Origin of the sequence: Pedobacter nutrimenti (genome assembly GCF_032678445.1) — a bacterium.
In the GTDB taxonomy this organism is placed as follows: Bacteria; Bacteroidota; Bacteroidia; order Sphingobacteriales; family Sphingobacteriaceae; genus Pedobacter; species Pedobacter nutrimenti_A.
On sequence record NZ_JAVTSQ010000001.1, the window covers coordinates 375,799 to 398,327 of the forward strand.

The 22,529-nt window shown below is 40.1% G+C and carries 20 protein-coding genes and 1 tRNA gene; 12 read left to right on the forward strand and 9 right to left on the reverse strand.

The features are described from left to right. Positions 1-95 precede the first annotated feature (95 nt). The 7 genes from galA to R2S08_RS01685 form a co-directional block, all read right to left on the reverse strand. A complete protein-coding gene (gene galA, locus R2S08_RS01655; RefSeq protein ID WP_316833572.1) occupies positions 96-2,903 on the reverse strand; it encodes a beta-galactosidase GalA in 2,808 nt (935 codons plus the stop codon). A 4-nt stretch (positions 2,904-2,907) separates the two neighbouring features. Next, a complete protein-coding gene (locus tag R2S08_RS01660) occupies positions 2,908-4,344 on the reverse strand; it encodes an alpha-L-fucosidase (RefSeq protein ID WP_316833573.1) in 1,437 nt (478 codons plus the stop codon). Positions 4,345-4,433: 89 nt separating this feature from the next. Next, complete coding sequence (locus R2S08_RS01665) at positions 4,434-6,110, reverse strand: RagB/SusD family nutrient uptake outer membrane protein (RefSeq protein ID WP_316833574.1); 1,677 nt, start codon at positions 6,108-6,110, stop codon at positions 4,434-4,436. 26 nt (positions 6,111-6,136) lie between these two features. Beyond that, positions 6,137-9,550, reverse strand: a complete 3,414-nt coding sequence (locus R2S08_RS01670) for a TonB-dependent receptor (protein WP_316833575.1) — start codon at positions 9,548-9,550, stop codon at positions 6,137-6,139. Between the two features lie 259 nt (positions 9,551-9,809). After that, positions 9,810-10,964 carry a FecR family protein gene (locus R2S08_RS01675; protein ID WP_316833576.1) on the reverse strand — a complete coding sequence of 385 codons (1,155 nt, stop codon included), beginning with the start codon at positions 10,962-10,964 and terminating at the stop codon, positions 9,810-9,812. Between the two features lie 90 nt (positions 10,965-11,054). Further along, positions 11,055-11,618, reverse strand: a complete 564-nt coding sequence (locus R2S08_RS01680) for an RNA polymerase sigma-70 factor (RefSeq protein ID WP_316833577.1) — start codon at positions 11,616-11,618, stop codon at positions 11,055-11,057. Between the two features lie 194 nt (positions 11,619-11,812). Then, entirely contained in the window at positions 11,813-13,084 is a 1,272-nt protein-coding gene (locus R2S08_RS01685) for an ArsB/NhaD family transporter (RefSeq protein ID WP_316833578.1), read from the reverse strand. A 104-nt stretch (positions 13,085-13,188) separates the two neighbouring features. On the opposite strand from R2S08_RS01685, the gene R2S08_RS01690 reads away from it, so the two are divergent. The 12 genes from R2S08_RS01690 (at position 13,189) to R2S08_RS01745 (ending at position 20,980) form a co-directional block, all read left to right on the forward strand. After that, complete coding sequence (locus tag R2S08_RS01690; RefSeq protein ID WP_316833579.1) at positions 13,189-14,169, forward strand: Gfo/Idh/MocA family oxidoreductase; 981 nt, start codon at positions 13,189-13,191, stop codon at positions 14,167-14,169. A 52-nt stretch (positions 14,170-14,221) separates the two neighbouring features. After that, on the forward strand, positions 14,222-14,677 hold the full coding sequence (locus R2S08_RS01695; RefSeq protein WP_316833580.1) for a nuclear transport factor 2 family protein: 456 nt from the start codon (positions 14,222-14,224) through the stop codon (positions 14,675-14,677). A gap of 57 nt (positions 14,678-14,734) precedes the next feature. Next, positions 14,735-15,226, forward strand: coding sequence for a hypothetical protein (locus R2S08_RS01700; RefSeq protein ID WP_316833581.1), 492 nt, complete (start codon positions 14,735-14,737; stop codon positions 15,224-15,226). Positions 15,227-15,357: 131 nt separating this feature from the next. Continuing rightward, the gene (locus tag R2S08_RS01705) at positions 15,358-15,585 is read left to right on the forward strand and encodes a hypothetical protein (protein ID WP_316833582.1); all 228 of its coding nucleotides are present in this window, start codon (positions 15,358-15,360) and stop codon (positions 15,583-15,585) included. 58 nt (positions 15,586-15,643) lie between these two features. Next, positions 15,644-16,474, forward strand: coding sequence for an ABC transporter ATP-binding protein (locus R2S08_RS01710; RefSeq protein WP_316833583.1), 831 nt, complete (start codon positions 15,644-15,646; stop codon positions 16,472-16,474). Positions 16,475-16,479: 5 nt separating this feature from the next. Next, positions 16,480-17,259, forward strand: coding sequence for a hypothetical protein (locus R2S08_RS01715; RefSeq protein WP_316833584.1), 780 nt, complete (start codon positions 16,480-16,482; stop codon positions 17,257-17,259). Position 17,260: 1 nt separating this feature from the next. Next, the gene (locus R2S08_RS01720) at positions 17,261-17,644 is read left to right on the forward strand and encodes a GntR family transcriptional regulator (RefSeq protein WP_316833585.1); all 384 of its coding nucleotides are present in this window, start codon (positions 17,261-17,263) and stop codon (positions 17,642-17,644) included. Beyond that, positions 17,641-18,363, forward strand: coding sequence for a hypothetical protein (locus R2S08_RS01725; RefSeq protein ID WP_316833586.1), 723 nt, complete (start codon positions 17,641-17,643; stop codon positions 18,361-18,363). The genes R2S08_RS01720 and R2S08_RS01725 overlap by 4 nt, the downstream gene beginning before the upstream one ends. Before the next feature lie 303 nt (positions 18,364-18,666). After that, complete coding sequence (locus R2S08_RS01730) at positions 18,667-18,885, forward strand: hypothetical protein (protein WP_316833587.1); 219 nt, start codon at positions 18,667-18,669, stop codon at positions 18,883-18,885. Between the two features lie 93 nt (positions 18,886-18,978). Next, positions 18,979-19,527 carry a GNAT family N-acetyltransferase gene (locus tag R2S08_RS01735; RefSeq protein WP_316833588.1) on the forward strand — a complete coding sequence of 183 codons (549 nt, stop codon included), beginning with the start codon at positions 18,979-18,981 and terminating at the stop codon, positions 19,525-19,527. 276 nt (positions 19,528-19,803) lie between these two features. Continuing rightward, positions 19,804-20,685, forward strand: coding sequence for a DMT family transporter (locus R2S08_RS01740; RefSeq protein WP_316833589.1), 882 nt, complete (start codon positions 19,804-19,806; stop codon positions 20,683-20,685). A gap of 219 nt (positions 20,686-20,904) precedes the next feature. After that, a tRNA-Lys gene (locus R2S08_RS01745) sits at positions 20,905-20,980 on the forward strand. Between the two features lie 93 nt (positions 20,981-21,073). Here R2S08_RS01745 and R2S08_RS01750 read toward each other — a convergent pair. Both R2S08_RS01750 and R2S08_RS01755 read right to left on the reverse strand, forming a co-directional pair. Next, positions 21,074-21,799: a hypothetical protein gene (locus R2S08_RS01750; protein WP_316833590.1), complete on the reverse strand. Its 726-nt coding sequence runs from the start codon at positions 21,797-21,799 to the stop codon at positions 21,074-21,076. Between the two features lie 81 nt (positions 21,800-21,880). Then, the gene (locus R2S08_RS01755; RefSeq protein ID WP_133777492.1) at positions 21,881-22,462 is read right to left on the reverse strand and encodes a Crp/Fnr family transcriptional regulator; all 582 of its coding nucleotides are present in this window, start codon (positions 22,460-22,462) and stop codon (positions 21,881-21,883) included. Positions 22,463-22,529 lie beyond the last annotated feature (67 nt).

Genomic DNA, 22,529 nt, shown 5'->3' on the forward strand with positions numbered 1-22,529 from the left:
CAAGGCTAACGATATCAGGTGCGCGAAGAGCGCACAGATCTCTGAGGCCTTTCCGCAGCGCATCAGGATTTTTCATAGCAAATTGCAGAGGGGATTTATCTAAATTCTACCACACCTCCAAAACCTGTTTTTTCATTGATGTTAGATTGAAACAATACCGTAACAGAGCTGTAAGCCTTATCCTTAGGAAGGTCGACTTTAAAATCAGCTGGTTCAGCATTTGTTTTCTCTCCGATCTTTTCTCCGTTTGCCCAGATCTCCGCTTTGCCCGTCAACTGTTTAAACAAAATTTCGGAACCGCGTTGTATTTGCCGCTTGGAAAGCTTGATATTGCTTCTATACATCACGTACTTACCTGTCATTTTTTGCAGTTTTCCAGTGGTACTGGGCTGCCAGCTGTTCATGTCATTTTCTGCAATTTCCTTTTTAGGATCGGGCTTACTCATGCTCATTTCCGATACCAGCCATTTTTCTAAAAGCTGATTGGAAGAAATGACAGGTACATAAGACAGGGCAGGTGCTTGTTTTACCGGAATAACCAGCCGAGCGGGTTTCATCCCTTCTGCGGAAGCGGTTATAGTGATGGTTTGATCTGCACTGATTTCATCAGTTTGAATAATAACCTGCGCCAATCCATTGAACAAGCTTCTAACATTTCCTTTTTCCGGCTCGTGCGAATTGGGATCCCCATTACCTACACTAACAATTCGGCCAGGGCCATTTAAGGTGAAATTAACCTTGAAGTTGGCGTGAGGAACAGCTCTGCCCTTGGCATCCAGAGCTTCAACAGTGATGGGCAATGCGTCAATACCATTTCCTTTTACTGAAGCACGGTCTGGGTTTAGTGCTAAACGAACCGGCGCACCTGTGGTTTCAACCGCGTAACGCGAAATTTCTTTTCCTCTTTTATAACCAATGGCCATTAGTTTTCCTGGCTGATAGGGAACTTCCCAGGTGTTCATTTCATATTTATCTGCATTTTGTTCTCCAATCAACTTGCCATTTAAAAAGAGTTTTACAGTTTCTGCATTGCTGATGGCCATTACTTTGATATTTTTGCCAATACTATCGGCAGGCCAGTTCCAGTCGGGAACCAGATGCATAACGTCTTTGTCTTCCAGCCATTGTGCCTGGTGGATGTAGTACGCTGCTTTTGGAAATCCGCAGAGATCCATAATACCGAAGAAGGAACTGACAGTTGGCCAGGCATGAGGCGTTGGTTCTCCGTGATAGTCGAAGCCTGTCCATACAAAACCACCTGCAAGATAGGGGCGTTCCGCAATCGCTTTCCAGCCATTGCGATGGGTTGCACCCCAATCTGCGGCATGGGTATCATAACCGTCAAAAACATGTTTACTGTTGTTTGTTGTGTATTCACCCCGGGTCATAAAGGCCGATACGTCTTCTGAACTGGTTAAAGGGATGGTCGGGTTTTCTTTATGAAAGCGGTCATAAGCCCAGATTTGATAGTTAAAGCCAACTACATCTACGGCCTGGCTTACGTTTACAGGGTCAAATAATCCTCCGTTCATGGCAGCGGTTACCGGTCGGGTAGAATCCAGTTTTTTAACCTCATGGCTCATTCTTCTAACCATTTGATAGCCGATTTCTGTTCCCTGCATCGGCTCTTCATTAAAAACAGACCATAAAATGATGCTTGGGTGATTGCGGTCCCTGCGCACCAGCCATTGCAGTTGCCTAACATATTCCGGCGAAGAGTTGAAGTTTCTGTTTTCATCCATCACCATGATTCCCATGCGGTCGCAAAGGTCAAGAAACGACGCGGAAGGAGGGTTGTGTGAGCATCTGTAGGCATTTACGCCCATTTCTTTCAGCTTTCTTAACCTGAATTCCTGGATGGCATCTGGTACGGCTACACCTAAACCCGCATGGTCCAGGTGGTTACATACGCCTTTCAGTTTTACGTGTTTGCCATTGAGGTAAAAGCCAGAATCTGCATCAAATTTTAATGTTCTGAACCCACATTTAGTACTCAGGGAGTCTGTTATGCTGCCATTTAATTTTACGATGGTTCTGACATGATAGAGTGCTGGATTTTCAAGTGTCCATAAAGCTGGATTGCTGGTCTGGATTTTAAGAGTTACAGAATTTGTATCCAGGGTATTTACAGTAACAGATTGCTCTTTCTTCTCTACCAATTTTCCTGCTGGCGTATATAGTCCAACTTCCACTTGAGCCGTTACGGGTTTGGAACCCGTATTTTGTAAACTGATCTCTGCCGGGATTTCCCACTGGCCACTGGCCAGCTTAACAGGGTTGGCATATACGCCATCAGTAATGATATGTACTGGTGAGCGTTTAATGAGCCAGGTATCTCTGTAAATTCCTGCACCTTCGTACCACCAGCCTTCCATGGAGTTTGCATCCACGCGAACGGCAATGGTGTTCACCTCATCGCCGTATTTGGCAAAAGGGGTAATGTCAATATAAGAAGAGGTATACCCGCACCAGTTTCTGTGGACAACTGAGCCATTGATCCAGATGGTGGCATAGGTGGCAATACCCTCAAATTGTAGTTCCAGGTGCTTTCCGCGATCTAGTGAATCTAATTTGAACTTTCTTCTGTACCATCCAAACCCTCTTTTCCTGTAACCCTGTGAAACATTCTCTGTTGAATCACTTGGGTTTTCTATCGCCCAGTCGTGGGGTAAATTCACTATTCTCCAGTTATGGTCATCGTAGCCTGGTGCAGCTGCACCAGATGCACTGCCTGCTTTCGCATTCATGTAACTTTGACCATGTCCTTTGATAACGGGAAAGGCAATATCTCCTTCATAGAACTTCCAGCCTTTATTGAAAGATAATTTTTCCTGTGCCTGAGTTAAGATACTGCATAGGAGTATGCAGGTAAAGAAGATTGTTTTTTTTAAAAATAGGTTCATCGGGTTATTGAGCAAGTTTGTAAAGGCCAATATTGGAGATATGAGGTGTTAATCTGGAAGACTCAATACGAATGCGGACTTTAGTCGCGGTAATTGCATCAAATTTGATCAATCGCTTATAACCAACTGTAGTTCCTTCTGCAAATTTTACCCATTGGTTATTGTTCCAGTATTCGGCTGTAAATTTTTCCACCCGCTGGCCTTTGCTGATGTCTTCCTGGAGGGAGAGTACATCGAAGGTTTTAACTTGTTTTAAATCATATTCCCAGGTCATTCCATTTTTTTTAACCGATGCTCCAGACAGTAGATTATGGTTAAAAGTTGCATCCATTTTGTGTTTCCATCCCTGTAAGGTTTTTTGGTCGCTTTCGCTGATCAGGCCTTGCTTATTAGGTGGGATGTTGAGCAGAAGCACACTGTTACGGCCAACAGAGGTGAAATAAATATTCATCAGTTCATCCGGTGTTTTAACTTTTGAATCTTCAGCAGCATGGTAGAACCATCCTGGTCTTATCGATACATCCGTCTCTGCTGGATACCAGGCCAGCGTTTTGGCCTTAATAATTTTGTCCCTGCCACCCAGATCATCTCCAGTCATATCACCCTGCGGTGGAAAAGAAATATCTTTTTGTGAATTTTGTGCGGTACTGGTATTGGTTTGCTGACCAATTGGTACGACGCTCCATTCTGTTAAACGGCCTTTTCCTGATTCTGTGCCTACCCAGCGAACATCGGGACCGGATATTGCAATTACGGCTTGTGGCTGGATTTTACGGATCAGACGATACCAGTCTTCAAAATGATAGGCTGGTTTTTTACCGTTTGGCCCTTCTCCGTTGGCACCATCAAACCATACTTCATCTACTTTTCCGTAGTTACTCAGCAATTCAGTTAATTGCTCCATAAAGTATTTGTTGTATTTCTCGGTATCTCCATAGTCTGCATTGTTTCTATCCCAGGGAGAAAGATAAACGCCAAAGCCTACGTTGTAAAGTTTACATGCTTCTGCAACTTCTTTTACGATATCTCCTTTTCCGCCTTTATAAGGGGTGTTTTTAATGGAGTGTTCTGTGTATTTACTTGGCCAGAGGCAAAAGCCATCATGGTGTTTAGCGGTAATGATGACTTGTTTAAAACCGGCTTCTTTAACGGTTTTTACCCATTGTTTTGCATCTAGTTCTGCAGGGTTAAATGTAGAAATGTCTTCTTTTCCATCTCCCCATTCCCGGCCGCTCATCGTGTTAACGCCAAAATGGAAAAAAGTAGTGAGTTCCAGGTTTTGCCAGCGCAGCTGCCTTGGCGCGGGAACTACATTCGCGGCTTTTTGGATCACCTCTTTTTCGGTATCCGTTGGCAGAATCTGGACAAAGTTCTTGGTTTGGGCATTTGCCGATAAAGTACAGATCAGCAAAGGCAGGCTTAGGTGTTTCAGATATTTCATTTGTTGTGTTTGTGGTTGCTAATTTAAGATAAAAAGGAGCCCTTTTAAAGAGGACTCCTTCATTAAAATTTAATATTTGCAGAATAAAACTACCATCCGGGGTTTTGTTTTAAATTCGGATTTAAAGTGAGTTCCTGTGTTGGTATTGGGTACAGGTACAATTTATCATTCCAGGTCCTGGTAATGCCGGGATATATTTGTATGTAATGGTTGTTGTCTACCACAATGCTGCCTACTTGTCCGGCAGGATATTGCGCTTTAAGTGCGGGGGTGAGTTTCATACCTAAGGTGGTTTCGGAGTTGTTGATCAAGCTTCCGGCATGCCATCTGTGTAAGTCATCAAAACGAAAACCTTCAGAGCCCAGTTCTATTCTGCGTTCCCGCCTGATTTCATCAATTAATACAGGCAGTCCTGGAAAATCTGACTTCGGATCTTTTACCAGGTTGGCTAACATCATATGTGGCATGCCCACTCTGTCGCGTAACTTGTTAATGGTTTGGTCCAGTACGGATTGTGTACATAAACCGAGTTCCGCTTTGGCCTCTGCTTCAATTAAAAGTATTTCAGCATATCTGAAAATGAAAAGATCTAAGGTGGATTGCCCTGCATTCCAGGCAGCCAGACTCGACGATCTTCCTTTAATAGGCTGATAGCCTGTAGAGGTTACCGATGTGCCTATTCTAGGAAGTGTAATCAGGTCTCCGTTCAGAAAGTCGAAACCTCTTGTTGCTATTTGCTGCTTATAACGAGGGTCACGATTACTTGCTTCATCTTCTGGTGTGTCATCTCCTTTGTAGAGGGGGCTAATTGAAGTGGGCAAACCATCTTTACACAGAAAAGATCTAGCAAAATTCTTGCTGTAACCATCTCCCGCTTCTCCGAGCTGCCGGTCATAGTTGTTCATGAGTATAGTGGTAATGTACCTCATTGGCATGATGGCTTCTGTGTTTCCCTTGAGTTCATCCTGGATAAAGAGATTGTAATAGTCGGAACCGGGATTTCCAGTTGTATAAATGCCAAACTTTCCTGAGCTCATCAGCTGTTCTGCAGCATCTGCTGCCTGTTGAAGGTATATGGACTCATCACCAACGCCAAAGTATTTTCTGTAAGTGCCTTCCCATAAACACATACGGGCTTTAAGAGCAAGAGCAGCATATTTATTCAAACGTCCGTCGGCTGCGTTTACCGGCAAATGATCAATCGCAAAATTGATATCTTTCAATACAGAATCCATGACCTGTTTGTGTGGCATTCTTGTGCCATACAGAACGCTTTTGGAAGTATCAGATATATATATGTTGATATAGGGAACATCTCCAAATGATTTTACTTTTCCCCAAAAATCATTAGCCCTGAAGAATAAGGTCTCGCTTACATAGATGTTCTTGATGTCGGCACTGATATTTGCTTTGGCGTAGTTGGCCAGAAAGAAATTGTAACTTCTGATGTAACTAAAATTCCATTGTACCTGAGTTAGGTCAGGGGAAGTTGGTGCTGTATTTGGAATGGTATATGTACCGGCCAGAAAGACATTTAAGGAGGCATTTGCTTTATCATCCGAGTTGTCATCTGCATTTACAAAAGTTTGTACCGGCAGCTGAGAATAGTATTGATTGCAGTACAGCTGCAAATCATTCTCATTTTTGAAAAAATTCTGCGGACTGATGTCGCTTAGCGGGGTCCGGTTTAGGAAACTATCTTTTTTGCAGGATGCAAAGGCAATTGCTGCAAACAGGAGTATATATATAATTTGTTTAGTTTTCATGTTGTTATAATTAAGTTTCTACTCTTTTATAATGTAACCTGTAAGCCGAATGAAACGGATTTATTGATCGGATAAACTTGATAGCCAAAACCATTGGTTGCCATTTCTGGATCATAGGCTTTAAACAGTGAGGTAATGGTGAACAGATTTGCTCCTGTTACATAAAATCTTACTTTTTGGATGTTTAACTTATTAATGAGCGGTGTAGGTAGTGAATACCCTAAAGTCAGTTGCTTTATCCTCGCATAAGCTGCATTTTGAAGATATTTGGTTTGAGCCTGTTGGTTACCAGATCCTGCAAAACGGGGGCGTGCAAAATAAGCGTTGGTATTTTGCGGGGTCCAGTAGTCTGTCGCATACTGATAGGGAATATTCCATTCATTTCCCTGAAATGCATAAAAGGCATAATCATTAGGCATAAAATCAGCTTTTAAAACACCTTGAATAAAAGTGGTGAAATCAAAGTTTTTGTAAGCAAGGCCCAGGTTAAAGCCAAATTTGTATCTTGGGGTCCTGTTACCTATAATCTTCTGATCACCGGGGTCTGATAAGGTACTGCTGCCTTTGCTGATCTTTCCATCGTTATTCAAGTCAGCATATCTGATGTCTCCCGCAAGCCATTTGTAACCTGCAAGAGCAGTGTTGTCAACTGCAGCGGCTTCAGCATCTGTTTTGTAGAAACCTTCTGTCACAAATCCCCAGATGTCTCCAAGTCTTTGACCGGGGTAACTCTGAGTGATACTCATAATAGGGTTTAAGTCGTATTTTTTGATGGTACTGTAGGCGTCCGAAAGTCCTAATGTCATGTTATAGGACAACTGATTGTTAAAAGCGCGGTCTTTCCAGGTCATACTCAGCTCCCATCCCTGTGTTCTTAGATTTGCTGCGTTCCTTAAAGGCGCACCGGTTCCAAGTGTAGCTGGCAATTGCTGCCCGGCAACGAGCATATCCTTGGTATCCGTAATAAAGTAATCGAAACTCCCACTCAGCTTGTTGTTAAACAGAGCATAATCCAGACCGATATTTTTTGTTTGTACTTTTTCCCAGGTAAGGTCTGGGCTGATTAAAGAAGGAACCCCCACTGTAACACCTTTCTGGTTGTTGAACAAATAACCCACAGAGCCACCCGGTTGTGTTGCAATATATGGATACTGAGCTGCAGACGTAATTACTCCGGTACTCACTTGCTGGTTAGGAAGTTGACCATATGATGCCCTGATTTTTAATTCGTTCAAGATGTTTTTGGTGCTTCCCATAAAGGATTCTTCAGAAATATTCCATCCTGCAGAAACAGACGGAGAAAAGGCATAGCGGTGATCTGCAGGGAAACGTGAAGTTCCGTCATATCTGCCATTTACTTCCAGAAGATATTTTTTATCGTAAACATAATTCAGTCTGAAAAAAGAACCAATTAATGCATATTGGGTTTCAGTTCCACCTACGCTTGGTTTAGGGTCATTATTGGCGCCGATGGCAGGGAGCATATTGTCAATAAGATTGTTTGCGCCCTCATTGCTCAAGACATAGTGCTGGTATTCCTGGTTATACCCTGCCATGGCCTTAAAGTAATGTTTTTCTGCAAATGTATTCTCATAGGTAGCATAAGCATTAAAGGCGTTATAGTTGTTGTTTTGCCTGGATTCATAAACTCTTGATGGGTTTGTATAGGGGAAAACATCTAAAAAAGCACCATTTACACCATATTCGTTAAAGGGAATTAAATGTTGTTTTTCAGATTCATTATAATTGTTCCATGTATAATCTGAGGTAATGGTAAGATGGTCTACCGGTTTCAAAATAACTCTTCCCGTAGTCCAGAAATCATTTTGCGCGTCAATATCCCTTCCATTTTGATTGATTACAGCAATTGGGTTGGTATAATTGCCCTGACCGGAGTAATTTCCATCTGGATGATAAACAGGCATTACCGGACGAAGGTCGCCGGGAATCCATGCTCCACCTTGATTTACATTTGTACTTGCACTTTTATTGTTGTCTGTATGTGTCATGGACATACTTAAATTAAAAGTCAGCCATTTGGTTACATCAGAATTCACTTTTAAGCTTGGTGTATAGCGTTTGTAAACCTGATTGGCAACTTTTTCCAGACCGTCCTGCGTAAAATAACCCATGTTTGCGGAATAGGTGGTTTTGCCTTCACCACCGGAAACAGACAGGTAATGCTGTTGCTGTGGCGCCCATCCAGGATATAAGACTTTTACCCAGTCGGTATTCCCAACATATCTGTATCGTTTTGGATTACCCGGATCAATATAGGCATTGGGATTGTTGGCAGGATCTCTGAAGTAAGCTGCAATTAACAGAGAATCCTGATTGGTAAAGGGCTCTGAGGAAGTATAACCACCACTTTTTGAGCCCGTTCTCTGTGCACTGTTGAATATATCAATATACTGTTGCGAATTGATGGAGGAAAGTACTTTTGTTGGTCGTGAGGTCGTGTACGAACCAGAATAACTGACTTGTGTTTTACCCTTTTTTCCCGTTTTTGTAGTGATCAGAATTACACCATAAGCTGCTCTGCCACCATAAATGGCTGCGGAAGCGGCATCTTTTAAAACCGTCACGCTTTCGACATCATTCGGGTCGATCAGGTTAGGGTCACGCTGCACACCGTCAACAAGAACTAAAGGGCTTGAGCTCGAATTTTGGCCAATGGTTGTGTAATTCCTGATGTTAAAACTGGCACCCGTTCCCGGTTGTCCATTATTAATATTTACATTTAAGTTTGGTACCAGGCCATTTAAACCGTCGCCCAGATTTGTCATTGGCCGGCTGTCTAATTTTTCACTTCCAACACTTGCAATGGAGCCTGTTAAATCCAGTTTCTTTTGCGTACCATAACCAACCACCACAACCTCACTTAAATCACTGTTGGCTGGCTTTAGCTGAACATTAATAGTAGATTTTCCATTGATACTCACCTCCTGACTGATGTAGCCAATATAACTAAATACCAGTATGCCATTGCCATCGGGAACGGTAAAGGAATAAGATCCATTATTGGAAGAAATGACCGTGGTTGAGCTGCCTTTAAGTTTTATGGTCACACCCGGCAGCCCCAATCCCTTTTCGTCAGTAACCATCCCTTTTACAGAAAATTCATTTGTCTGGATCTCATTGTTTTTGTTTTTTCGCTGAACAACTATTGTATTGTTAACAATGGTATAGGATAAAGGCTGGTCTTTGAAACAGGCATCCAAAGCTTCAATTAATGTCGCGTTACGCAACGACACATTTAAATGATTTGTGCCTTCCAAAGTTTTGTTCTCATACCAGATTACATATTTGGTTTGTTTTTGAATTACACTAAAAATTTTTTTCAGAGAGATATTCCGCTCTGAAAAATTGATTTGCTGAGCATAGCCGGAGGCTGAGGCTTGCAGGCAAAATACAGTCATTAAAAAAAACACACACTTCATAAACAGAATGAGTTTAAAGGAAGCCTGGCGTTTTTGGAACGCAGGCTTAAATAGCGTATAAAAATTCATACTTTTGTTATTTGGTTAACTGGAAAAATGATCTAGAAATAGATTTACCGTTGGGAACGGAAGGTTAACTTTTATTGCCCGGCAATGTTGGTCGCATTGCCGGTTTTTTTATTAACCGGGAGATGTTTCTATGCGGTTAATGTTTCATAGCTGATGTATTTAAGGTTCATAATTGGTTAGTTTTCTAAGATTAGGGGGTTACAAGGAGTTTTCTGCCTTCTATTTTAAAATGAATATGGCTTAATTCCAGAATTTTTAATATTTCCTGGAGATTCGAGTTTTTTGAAAAGCCGCCGTTAAAGGAGCGTTCAGGTATATTACCTCTGTATTCCACATCGATATCGTACCAGCGGGAGACCTGGCGCATAATTGATTTGATATCCTGGTCTGCAAAGAGGATTTGACCGTTTTTCCAGGCAACTACACTATTTAAATCTATGTTATCGGAAATAATGAAGCGTTTATCGTCCTGAAGGGATGCCTGCTGTCCTGGTTTTAAGGTGTTTTTCTGGAAAGTATTGGAGACTTCAACAGATCCTTCAAGCAGGGTAGTTTCAAGTGCGGGTTCATCAATATAAGCCTTAATATTAAAATGGGTGCCTAAAACCTTTACTTTCTGCTTGTCTTGTACATCAACAATGAATGGTACATTTTTATTTTTTGCTACTTCGAAATAAGCCTCGCCCTGAAGTTTAACTTCACGCGTTGCTTTTGCAGTAAAACAAACCGGATACTTCAAAGTTGAGGCAGAATTTAACCAGACCTGAGTTCCGTCTGGTAAACGTATTTGATACTGGCCGCCTCTTGGTGTTTCTACGGTGTTGTAAACCTCCGCGGATTCTTTCTGTTGACCCTCTGCTATCGTATAAATGAGTTGTCCATCTGCGGTTTTACTGATTTGTACGCCAGATTCTTTAGCTAAAGCACCATTGCCCGCATCTGTCAGGACAAGACGCCTTCCGTTTGCAAGGGTGAGATAAGCCTTATTTCCACCTGGTTGTATTGGCTTCGTACTTCTCTTTAAAGTGAGGAGTGGAAGGGGAGATCTGTTGAAATAGAAGTGAAGAGCAACTGTAGTACATAAAAATAAAGATGCCGCGACAAGGACACGAGGCCAAATACGGTAGGTTTTCCGTTCTGTAAATTTTAATTCTTTCTGTATGCTTGCAAAAATTTCTGCTTTATGTGCTTTTTCTGTGATCTTTTTATGGAATAGAATAGTTATAGGTTCATCAAGGCTTTGTTCAAACCAGTGATCAAACTCAAATTGTTCAGCAGATGTTAGCGTTCCGTTGAGATATTTGTGTGCTAGTTCTTGTAATCTGATCTTTTCTTTGTCCTGCATTTTAAGGGCCTTTATATACTAGTACCCTGAAAGGAGAAAATGATTCAAATTATTTCAAAAATATTATTTACAAAAAGGTGTCGCCTCGAATTAAAGCAGAAAACTGGCGAGGAAACTGCTTAAATGAGCACGCAATACCTTTTTTGTTCTAACCAAATGCGAATTTATTGCCTTTTCGCTCATACCGAGTTCTAAGGCAATTTCCCGGTGGCTCATTCCCGCTTCTCTGTTCATTCTGTAAATGATCACACTTTTTTCGGGGAGTGTGGCCAATACTTTTTCTAAACAATCGCGAAGTTCCTGAAATTCCAGATATTGTTGGGTAGAATCATCCAATATGTCATAAGTAGCTAGTTGTTCTCCTTCATAAAGCCGCTGGGACCTTTGTTTGTCCAGCCATTTAATAACCCGGTATTTAATTGATACCACCAGATAATTATTTAGACTTGAGCTAATGCTGAGATTTTCTCTTCGTTTCCAGAGTGAAACAAAGATATCCTGAACGATATTCTCTGCCTCAATGATATCGCCTGTTTTTTGGGTGGCCAAGTGTAAGATCTTTTTCCAGTATCGATTGTATAGTTCTTCGAATGCGGCATGCTGACCTTCTTTTAGGAGCAGAACAAGTTCGTGATCTGAAAGTGCAGATGGCATTTGGCTATAGGTTTAGTTCACAAAAAAAAGATGAGTTTTTAACAGCAAAGGATACACTATTTTTTGAGTCTTCCAAATAAACAAGGTCTATTCTTATTTTTTGGCAATAAGACTTAATAATCAGCTTATTTCAGTTAGTATAGGTTGTCGGAATACGTAAAAGCTAAATCTATGTTATTTTAAATGTGGCTGATTCAGAAGAGAAAGCTGGTTAAATAAAGGATCGTCACTGCGGTGATCAATAACAATGGGGTAGCCCATAAACCAACACGGAAGAAATCGTATGCACTCATGTTGATTCCTTTTTGCCTTGCTGAACTGATCACCAGCATAGTGGCTAAAGAACCAGCTACGGTTAAGTTTGGTCCAATATTACACCCAATCAATGCCGCATATTGGACCAGTTCTGGTGAATGTGCCATGTTCAATACGGAAATAGATAATAGTGCCATGGGGATATTGTTGATGATATTTGACCCAATCCCTGCTCCAAATGTAGCACCTAGCATCTGCAATGACAGGGGAATATGCTGGAGTGACATTAATCCCTGCGCAGCGTATTTAGTTAAACCCAAATTTTGTACGCCCTGTATAACGATGAAAAGACCTATAATAAAAGGAAATAGTGACCAGGAAATCCCATTGATGACCTGCTTGCTGATCTGCTTTCTGTATATACTCCAAATCAATAAAGCCGCTGCGCCTGTCAGCGCGATAATATAAGGCGCAATTCCAATTAAAGCACCAATAAAATAACCGATAGTTACACTGGCTAATACAACAATTGCACCCTTAAAATAAAGCAGATCCTTAATTACACTTTTAGGTTCCGGCAAATTCAATACATTAAATTTTTCCGGCAGATTTTTTCTAAAGTACCATTTGAACAAATGATAGTTTAAGAAAATGACAGCAATTTGAGGCAGAAACATCCGTAAAGCGAACGCTGCAAATGAAAATTTTAGCGGCCCCTGGAAAAGAAGGTTAGTCAGGTTACTAACGGGTAAGAGTAGTGAACCCGTATTCGCAATAAAAGCGCAGGCCATTAAAAAAGGTAAAGCGGGAAGTTTTAATCTCTTTACAAAGGATAAAACGATTGGTGTAAGGATGATCGCCGTAGTATCAAGCGATAGAAATGCCGTGATAATGGCGCCCAGAATAAAGACATTCCGGTAAAGTAGTTTTCCATTTCCAGCGGCCCACCGCGCTGCCCAGATGGCCGCCCATTCGAAGAAACCAGAACGGTCCAGCAGATCTGACAATAGCATTAAAGCCAATAGAAACAGCAATACATCTGCACCTTGAGCAGTAATTTGTAGCGCTTGTGCTATGGTTTCCCTTTGGGTAAGCAACATAAGGGCGGCACCTATTATAGTAGCCCAGGCCTCAGGTAAACCTTTAGGCTTCACAAGAATCAGGAACAAGGTTAGCACAAAAATGCCAAGCGTTATTATTATAGATGCCATTGGTCGCTCTTCTAACAAAATCAGTTCCAAAGCTGGTGAAAATATATTAGAATCTTTTTTGCAAAATAAACTAGCTTTACCAGACCAATTGAGAATTACAATAGATGCAGGAAATTAAATGGGGAATTATAGGTTGCGGTGATGTAACCGAAGTGAAGAGCGGGCCGGCTTTTAATAAGGTGCCCTACTCATCTCTGGTGGCCGTAATGCGCAGGGATGCAGTAAAAGCAGCAGATTATGCCCTTCGGCATGGTGTGCCGAAATGGTACAGCAATGTACATGAACTCATCAATGATCCTGAAGTAAATGCAATATACATCGCCACCCCTCCATTGCAGCACGAAGAATATACATTGCTCTGTATGGCCGCTGGTAAACCTGTTTATGTAGAAAAACCTGTAACCGTCAATGCGAGCTCTGCTGTACGAATGAAGATGGCTTCCGAACAATATGGTGTTAAATTGAGTGTGGCTCATTACCGGAGGGCGCAGCCTATGTTTTTGAAGATCAAAGAACTGCTGGAGCAGAAGGAAATAGGCGATGTACGATTTGTACAATTGCAAATGCTGCAGCCTGAAAACACGGATATTATAGCTTCCTCAGAAACCAACTGGAGATTAAATCCGGAAATTTCAGGAGGGGGATTGTTCCATGATCTTGCTCCTCATCAACTCGATCTGATGATCTACTTCTTTGGTGATCCTTTGGTATCATCGGGAGTGTCTGTCAATCAGTCTTTGATCAGCAAAGCGGATGATCTGGTGGCCGGGCATATTTTATTTGAAAACGGAGTGGTTTTTAACGGAACCTGGTGTTTTACGGTTTCAGCAGAAAACAGGAAGGAGGAGTGCGAAATTCTGGGCTCCGAAGGAAAGATCAGTTTTTCTGTATTTGGAAATAAAGTTTTATTGACAAAAAAAGGACAAGAAGAAGAATTGGTTTTTGCACCTATCCAGCATGTAGAGCAGCCTATGATTGAAAAGGTGAATGAGTATTTTCTTGGTCGTTTGTCAGACAATCCTTGTTCTATTGAGCAGGCTATTTTATCAATGACCGTTATGGATAATTTTACTGCACTGCCATAGGGTTGTCAGTAGGATGTTTTTTCTTTGGCGTTAAATCCATAGAAAATCAACCATGAAAGACATCCTGACCATTCAAACCAGAAACATAGTTCAAAATTTTTACCAGGCATTAGCCAGCAGAGAATTAGAAACACTTTGCGGCCTGTTTTCAGAGCAGGTAGACTGGTACATACCAGGAAACGAAGGCGTGGCACCATGGCTGGGAAGAAGAGAGAGCAGAGAAGAAATTGAAGATTTCTTTCATCTTTTATGGCAGAATATAGAACCCGTACATGCACAGATTGACCATATTCTTGTTGAAGGTCATTTCGCTATTGCTTCAGGCGAATTTAGCTCGAAAATGCTAAAAACCGGAAAACTGTATTCTTCTATGTTTTCTGCACAGTTTACTATAGAAAGCGAGAAGATAGTACGTTACCGATTGCAGGAAGATAGTTATGGATTATTTAAGGCATTGACCTTAGCCAGGGATAAACGTTATTCTTCGCCTTTTTTATTGTTCTTTTAAATGATATCGTAGCGAAGAGATCGTTTCTTTTGCCGAAATTTTCTTAAATTTACGTTTATGAACAGCACGCTTAACTTTCCACTCAAAGTTTGGCTGACCAGTATTTTTATTGGCCCTTTGTTTTTGCTTTTAAATGCCAGTAACAATAATGCCGTGATGTTCAATACCGATATTACCCAGATTATCGATTACGTTTTTTCAAAGGATTTTGTCATCTATTATTTGGTTGCAGTGGGGGTAGGAGGGGCTTGCTCAATACCCTGTTTTCTCTTATTATGGCTTTGTTATGCACTTCTGGTTAAAACCTCTTTGTCTGCACTAAACATCAGAGTGCTGCTGATCCTGTTTAGCCTGATATGTACTATAGGGATCTTTATGTTATTTTCTATGTCTGATTTGGAGCATTTTTGGAGTATGGGCAATATCGTTATGATGGCTTCGTATGGATTGCCTTTGATGATAGGCTTGTTCATTTATAAAATGAATTTAAGAAATCAACTCTCTTCTGCAACACCAGAATCCGAACTTGCTGAAAAGGGTCAAGACTAAATCATATTACATATTAGCCAATAAGCTTCTTTAACCAGTGGGGGATTGGTATGCGAATCATACCATCGCCAACAATCGCTTTAATAAAACCGGTTTTCGAATCAATAACAAGAATTAAACCGAGTAGTATAATGATCCCCATTAAAATGATTTTACTCCGAATATATTTTGTGCTTGCAGGAGTGACTTTTTTGGGTTGGGGACTTGGGCTTTTTGATTTTTTCTTCATTGAAACAGAAATGATAATAATGCAAAGATTAAAAAAAAAATGTAGCATAGAACAGCAATATGGTGCTGATTTTACTTCAATTGGTACGTTAAAAACAAGAATGTTAAAAATATTTGGATTTAAGAAATAATAGAATACATTTGCACTGTATTACATAAGTAATACAGTAATACGATAAACTTGTTTCTATGATTGAATTATCGAACCTTAGTTTTGGATACAGCAAAAAATCGCTCTTATTCAAAAATCTCAACCTCAACCTGGATGTTGGTCATATTTATGGTCTCCTGGGTAAAAATGGTGCAGGTAAATCTACTTTGCTGAAAAATATAGCTGGTCTGGTATTTCCCTTTGAAGGGAAATGTAAGGTAAACGGGTTCGATGCTGCCAAACGTTTGCCTGTATTTTTGCAGGAGCTCTTTTTTATCCCCGAGGAAGTGTATATGCCGTCAGTGACAGCTAATGAATTTATTCGTCAGACAGCACATTTTTATCCAAAATTTGATCAGGCCTTATTTTATAAAGTGCTTGCAGAATTTGATGTTTCACCAGATTTGATTCTCAGTAAGTTGTCATTCGGACAGCAAAAGAAAGTAATGATCACCTTTGGTCTTTCTACCAATACCTCCTTGCTAATCATGGATGAGCCCACCAATGGATTGGATATCCCTTCTAAAGTTCAGTTTCGGAAAATTGTAGCTTCGTCGTTAACCGAAGACCGCTGTGTAATTATATCAACCCATCAGGTCCGGGATTTGGACAGTTTAATCGATACGCTTGTCATCTTGCATGAGAAAGAGATCATCCTCCATAAGAGTCTGGACGAAATTGCAGATCGTTTACATTTCAGTACCTCTGGGCAGGCAAATAAAGAGGCTATTATCTATACTGAACAAAATGGAATAGGTAACAATACCATTAGCTTAAGTCGTCCTGATCAATACAGTAAAGTAGATATGGAATTGCTTTTTAACGCCATTATTAACGATCACCAGGTCATCATTAACTCTTTAAAATAAGTCCTATGAACAATACATTTAATCTTATTCGGTTTCTGCGCCTTTTTAAAAAGCAAACAGCCGAACAGTACAAAACCTATTTGATGTCAGTAGGCGTACTTATCGGAATTCTGGCATTGTTGCTTGGATTTATATCTTACAGTAACGGTGGAAATATAGGTCCCACGGCTCAAGGGGCTGTTTTTTTTAATTTAATGCTTTTTTCTGGAACTATATTTACCAGTCTGATCTTTTCAGATTTAGGCAATAGTAAAATGTCTATACCGATTTTAACCCTCCCGTCATCACATTTGGAAAAGTATCTTGTGGCCTGGCTGTATTCCTTTGTTATATTTCAAGTCCTGTACATAGCTTGTTTTTATGCTATAGATTACGCTGTAATTGCTGTAGGCAATATGGATCAGACCCATAAAAGTGAGGTGGTCAACGTATTTTCGATGAATTTTAAAATTTGGATTGCGTTTCCAATGTTTGCAGTGTTGCATTCCATTTGCTTCATAGGCTCTATCTTTTTTGAAAAACTGCATTTTATAAAAACTGCATTTACTTTTTTTATATTCCTTATTTTTCTTTGTCTGATCAATGCCATCATGCTTGGTGCAATTTTTCCTGCCAAAGTATTGAAAGGAGTTCCATTTAATAGTGTAGCCCTTGAAATTAATGAAAAGTTTTGTTTTATCAGACCGACCAATACCAGTGACGTTATTTTATTGGTTATGGCGGGTTTATTAACGCTTGTGTTGTGGGCGAGTACTTATTTCAGGCTTAAAGAAAAACAGGTATAATATGGAATTTAGAGATAACGAAGCCATTTATATCCAGATTGCTGCTTTTGTAACAGAAAGAATCATGACACAGGAGTGGCTACCGGAACAAAAGATCCCATCGGTAAGAGAAATGGCCTCTGACCTGCAGGTCAATCCGCTTACTGTAGTGAGGGCTTATGACTTTCTTCAGAATAAGGAGGTGATTGCCAATAAAAGAGGAATAGGTTTTTTTATATCGGCAGATGCTAAAGAGAAAATCAAAGTATACAGCAAGGAACGCTTTATAGGGCAGGAACTTCCTGAACTATTTAAAAATATGTATCTGCTGGGGATTACTATAGAAGAGATCGAAGTGCGTTTTAACAATTTTATTGAACAGAACTATAAAACTAAAGAATTATGAGAACCAGTACAATATTAATTATTACAGCGGTTATCATCACATTAATTTGTCTTGCCGCGTATAATTTTAACCTGAAGGCTTCCTATTTAAGGGGCGATTACAAGAACCCTTTTTATGGTTTAGAATACAATGCTGTAAAGAATATAAACTCACTTGAAATAGAGTCTGCAAATAAGATTTCTATTCGTGTGGAGCAAGGAAAAGCAGAAGGACTTTGGATAAATGACAGAATAAAAGACAAACTGGTATGGTCTATAGAAGGGGGGATACTTAAAATTGACCTTACTAAAGAGGCAAAAGAAAGCGACTTCCAGGTGAATGGCAACGAGCTTGTTTTGACCACGCCAAATATTTACAAAGTTGTTGCCCACCCGTATTTAGAAAAGGAGAATCATGGCGACCGAAATTACCAGGGCTATATTGGTATATCCGGATTTAATCAGGATTCATTAACACTGGACATTGGTTCAGCCATGTATGCCAATCTGGACAAAATGCAGTTGTTGACTTTGAACGCTGTTATTGGAGACCAAAAAAATGGAAATACCAATCTGGTACTTTCCAGTGCTAACGAAATCAAATCAGCCACTTTTAACATCCCGGGAGAAAGCAAACTTGACCTGCAGAGTCCTTCAATCGTTAAAACCAGCTATATTTTATCCAACAAAGCGACCGTTTCCCTTAATGGAAAGGCTTTGCAGCCATTGAATCAGCCTTAGGTCATATTTTGAATATATATATTCATTTTCAAAAAAGCAGACTCCATAGAGTCTGCTTTTTTGGGATAAGGTATTATCTTTATGGTTGTTAAACTATGTTAAAAGTAGGGGGTTGGCTATAAAATAAGGAAATATCGCTTTTGAAAAAGCGTTTCGAGAGTATAAAGATGGAAATGCTTTAGGAAAATGCCAATTGTTTGAATTTTGCAATCATTACTTGGATTATTGCAATTCTAAGAAAGGCCTTTACAGTAAATTTGTATTATAAAACTAAAACATAACCTTTAAATTAATTATTTTCCTATGAAAAACTGCACTAAAATAAACCTCGACTTCCTTAAAACAGATGGTAATCTTTGCGCTAAAGTACCTTATAATGGGCTACTGTTTAACTCTTCACAAATTATGACGGAGGCAGGCCTGGATAATTTAACTCTTAGCTGGCCGAAAAAAGATCCAGTACCTGGAAAGGGAAAAGATTTGGCTTTTGATCTTGACTTTTATCTGTCGATATCGGGATAAAAATCAGATTTCTATTAAAGAATAATTCACGCTGCCATAGGGTTGTCAGTGAAATGATTTTCCTTTGTTTATCTTTAAATAAACCAATGGACGATGTTAAATGTAGATTTCTCCCCCTTTCCTGAATTGACAACAGAAAGATTGTTACTGAGAACTATCTCTGTCGATGATCTAGAACCTATTCATAAAATGCGCTGTGACCAGGCTGTGAATGCTATGGTTGGCAGAGCAACGCCCTCGTCTTTAAAACAAACTGAAGAGTTTATCTTAAAGATAGAGCAGATGATTAAAGGAAACGAAAGCCTGTACTGGGTAATTTCTTTAAAGGAAGACCATCGTGTGCTTGGAGCAGTTTGTTGCTGGAATTTTGATGTTCAAAATGAAATTGTAGAGGTCGGATATGAAATGCTTCCCGAATTCCGGAGAAAAGGAATAATGGAGGAAGCTCTAAAAAGAGTAATCGAATATACTTTTGATCAATTGAATGCCAGAGTTATTACGGCATTCCCATCTGCAGTGAACATAAATTCTGTTGCTCTGTTGAAAAAACTAAATTTTCAACTGGAAGATAAAGCGTACAATAATACGCATGACGATGTAGACGATATACTAACGTATATATTAAGAAACGATTTGAAATAATATCCATTATTTGTTTTTTCCTCCAAAGCTTCTATATTTGAATCACCAGGCTATAGATTAATAGAACTGGATAAATCAAATACCGTGATGAACAGAAACGTACTTCCTCCTCCAACTGTTTAATTTCCTGTTATTATATTAGACATTGCTGTTGGCTGTTCCGGCCAGCAATCGCTATTCTGTGTAATAGATTCACAAATTGTGTTTGTTCTTCTTACTCTATTATTTGCTTGCGTATGCAGGCAAGATTATCTTTTGTATAAAATTTTTTTTCTGATGAAAACAGCATATATAAAATTACATATAGCATTAATTCTTGCAGGTTTTACTGGAATTTTTGGTCGTTTAATCACCCTGAATGAGGGCATGCTCAGTTGGTATAGAATGTTGATCTCTGGAGTAGTCATGTTGATTTATCTGACGTTAAGCGGTAAGCAGCGGTTCATATCTTCTCCAGGTAAACTTAAAATTGCAGCTACAGGCTCTATTCTGGGGCTTCACTGGTTATTCTTTTACGGCAGTATAAAATATTCCAATATCTCGGTAGGGGTGGTTTGCTTTGCATTAACCAGCTTTTTTAATGCCATACTGGCTCCGGTCATCAATAAAAAAAGGCTTTCTGTGCAGGAGCTCTTGCTGAGTGGGTTGACTTTGTGTGGCATCGGTTTAATTTTCGGGATGGATGCAAGTTATAGAACCGGAATACTTTTAGGTGTCGTCTCTTCCATCTTTGGCGCACTCTATACCATCTTTAACGAGAGATTGACAAAAGTGTACAAAAGCGAGACCATGATTCTTTACCAGATGCTTGGTGGTTTTCTCGGATTGACCCTCGTAATGCCTTTATTTCTTGCCCTCTCTCCAGCCTCATCTTTGCTGCCGTCTCTGGCAGATCTATGCTGGCTGTTGGTACTTTCCATTCTTTGCACTATAGTGATGTATCTGTTGATTATAGATGCGCTAAGGGTCATTTCCTCTTTTACAGTAAGCTTAACTTTTAATCTGGAACCATTGTATACCATTTTGCTTGCAATCGTAATTTATCATGAAAATAAGTCCTTATCAATTGGGTTTTATGCAGGCTGTATGCTTATACTACTTTCTCTGGCATTGCAAATGTACCGGACCGGAACTCAAAGAAAACTGGCCGTTAATTAATGTTTGGTTCTGTGCAGAAGCCGCCATGACATTTAAACAGATTTATTTTTAATATCAGAAAATAAAATTTTTGTTAAGCAACGTGTTGGATGTATGATGGTTAAATATTAATGGCATCAATTTATCGGTCTGAAGCAGGTTCTGGACATATATTTTAGAGAAAATTATTTTGATTATTTAAGTAATAACTCTATCTTCGCGCTCCCTTTAAGGGGGAATGATTCCGTAGCTCAGCTGGTAGAGCATTACACTTTTAATGTAGTGGTCCTGGGTTCGAATCCCAGCGGGATCACCAAAGGCGCAAGAGATTGCGCCTTTTCTGTTAAAAATATCCTTTAAACGGGTTTTCTACAAAAAGCATATCAGGAAAATCAATAAAAATCACCAACTAATTCCCATGAATATCACCTTTGGGCTGTTGTAATTTTCTGAAGACTAAGGTGTGTAAGAACAAAATGGTAGCGGGCGCAAATGCGGGGAACCAAACGAACGGAAATATCGCCATTTCCCGGAGATTCCCATTCGCACCGGTGATCACCGCGATCACCAGCAGGTTGATAATGTCCAGCATGCCGAAGATATTCCAAGCATAAACGGCGGTTTTCCACCCTGGTTTTTGTTTGGAGGCCATCCTTGCCACCGGTAGGGTCAAAAGCGCGGTAATGATGTCTCCCAGCCCGGCTGAAAAAGCAAATTCGGCAGGAAGTAAATGATTGCCATAAAGGATGATAAAAAATACTCCGACCAGCCTGAATATATGGATCGCGATCAGGGACTCCAGTTTAATTGAGTGAAGTAATGTCTTGACCAAGCCAGTATTTCCAATGAATCCGAATAAAATGAACAATAAGGGCATACCCGCCCAAATCATCACTTTAGGCGGTAAAGAATTAACATCAAGTATACCCTTTAAAGCCAGTACGGAAACATAAGCCAGATAAAGCATATAAAAACCAAAAATACCGAACTGTATATTCCTGGATTTAGGCGGCGTAAATCCAGCATCTAAAGCTGCCTGTTTTACCCGTTTTGTGAGGAATGCAATGGAATAAAGAAAACTTGCGATGAATAGCACGATCACCAAAATGGGCGCGCCTGAAATGAAATTTGCCATTTGAGTTGCCGATTAATATGAAAGCAAAGAAAGGGCAATTAACTTAAATTCCACTTGACATAGGACAGGAAATGAAACAGGCTATTTTTTTACAGCCTCTTTTCTTATTCTGCTTAAGGAAGTATCGGCAATCCCCAGGTAAGAGGCAATATATTTTAAGGGGACATGTTGAAGGATTTCCGGATGAGAATGAATCAGATCGCTGTAGCGTTGGTCGGCTGTTTCCTGCAAATTCGATAACATTCTTTCTTTAAGCAGGCTGTATTGGTTGACAATATTCAACCGTCCGAATTCACGAAATTCCGGGATGGCATGGAAACTGGCCTGCATATCTTCGTAAGTAATGGACCAGGTTTCACAATCGGTGATGGCCTGGATATATTCTTTGGCAGGCGTTCTTTTAAAAAAGGACAGCAGGTCACTTGCATAAGTGTTTGCCGGATAGAACGCGGTTGTAACCTGGTTGCCTTCGAGATCGTAGGTATAAGACCGGGCAATGCCTTTTTCCATAAAATGAGATGCGTTGCAAACCGAATCTGCTTTCAAAAAATATCCGTTCTTTTCAATTTTCACAGGTTTAAATTTCGCCACGACCAACTCAGCCCTGGAGGTGCTCATGGGCAATACCTGCTGAATAAACTGAATTAAATTTTCTTTCATCATTTACTAAAAAAGAATTGCAGTATCGTGGATAGTCCTGCTTTACCGGATTCCGCCCAATAAATGTATT

Bases quoted from the DNA above. Each gene is read 5' to 3' on its own strand.
- R2S08_RS01670 (WP_316833575.1), bottom strand. From the start codon at position 9,550: ATGAAGTGTGTGTTTTTTTTAATGACTGTATTTTGCCTGCAAGCCTCA.
- R2S08_RS01710 (WP_316833583.1), top strand. From the start codon at position 15,644: ATGATTGAATTATCGAACCTTAGTTTTGGATACAGCAAAAAATCGCTC.
- R2S08_RS01665 (WP_316833574.1), bottom strand. From the start codon at position 6,110: ATGAAAACTAAACAAATTATATATATACTCCTGTTTGCAGCAATTGCC.
- R2S08_RS01680 (WP_316833577.1), bottom strand. From the start codon at position 11,618: ATGCCATCTGCACTTTCAGATCACGAACTTGTTCTGCTCCTAAAAGAA.
- R2S08_RS01755 (WP_133777492.1), bottom strand. From the start codon at position 22,462: ATGATGAAAGAAAATTTAATTCAGTTTATTCAGCAGGTATTGCCCATG.
- R2S08_RS01740 (WP_316833589.1), top strand. From the start codon at position 19,804: ATGAAAACAGCATATATAAAATTACATATAGCATTAATTCTTGCAGGT.
- R2S08_RS01690 (WP_316833579.1), top strand. From the start codon at position 13,189: ATGCAGGAAATTAAATGGGGAATTATAGGTTGCGGTGATGTAACCGAA.
- R2S08_RS01715 (WP_316833584.1), top strand. From the start codon at position 16,480: ATGAACAATACATTTAATCTTATTCGGTTTCTGCGCCTTTTTAAAAAG.
- R2S08_RS01730 (WP_316833587.1), top strand. From the start codon at position 18,667: ATGAAAAACTGCACTAAAATAAACCTCGACTTCCTTAAAACAGATGGT.
- R2S08_RS01705 (WP_316833582.1), top strand. From the start codon at position 15,358: ATGATCCCCATTAAAATGATTTTACTCCGAATATATTTTGTGCTTGCA.
- R2S08_RS01695 (WP_316833580.1), top strand. From the start codon at position 14,222: ATGAAAGACATCCTGACCATTCAAACCAGAAACATAGTTCAAAATTTT.
- R2S08_RS01675 (WP_316833576.1), bottom strand. From the start codon at position 10,964: ATGCAGGACAAAGAAAAGATCAGATTACAAGAACTAGCACACAAATAT.
- R2S08_RS01735 (WP_316833588.1), top strand. From the start codon at position 18,979: ATGTTAAATGTAGATTTCTCCCCCTTTCCTGAATTGACAACAGAAAGA.
- R2S08_RS01750 (WP_316833590.1), bottom strand. From the start codon at position 21,799: ATGGCAAATTTCATTTCAGGCGCGCCCATTTTGGTGATCGTGCTATTC.
- R2S08_RS01660 (WP_316833573.1), bottom strand. From the start codon at position 4,344: ATGAAATATCTGAAACACCTAAGCCTGCCTTTGCTGATCTGTACTTTA.
- R2S08_RS01685 (WP_316833578.1), bottom strand. From the start codon at position 13,084: ATGGCATCTATAATAATAACGCTTGGCATTTTTGTGCTAACCTTGTTC.
- R2S08_RS01725 (WP_316833586.1), top strand. From the start codon at position 17,641: ATGAGAACCAGTACAATATTAATTATTACAGCGGTTATCATCACATTA.
- R2S08_RS01720 (WP_316833585.1), top strand. From the start codon at position 17,261: ATGGAATTTAGAGATAACGAAGCCATTTATATCCAGATTGCTGCTTTT.
- R2S08_RS01700 (WP_316833581.1), top strand. From the start codon at position 14,735: ATGAACAGCACGCTTAACTTTCCACTCAAAGTTTGGCTGACCAGTATT.
- galA (WP_316833572.1), bottom strand. From the start codon at position 2,903: ATGAACCTATTTTTAAAAAAAACAATCTTCTTTACCTGCATACTCCTA.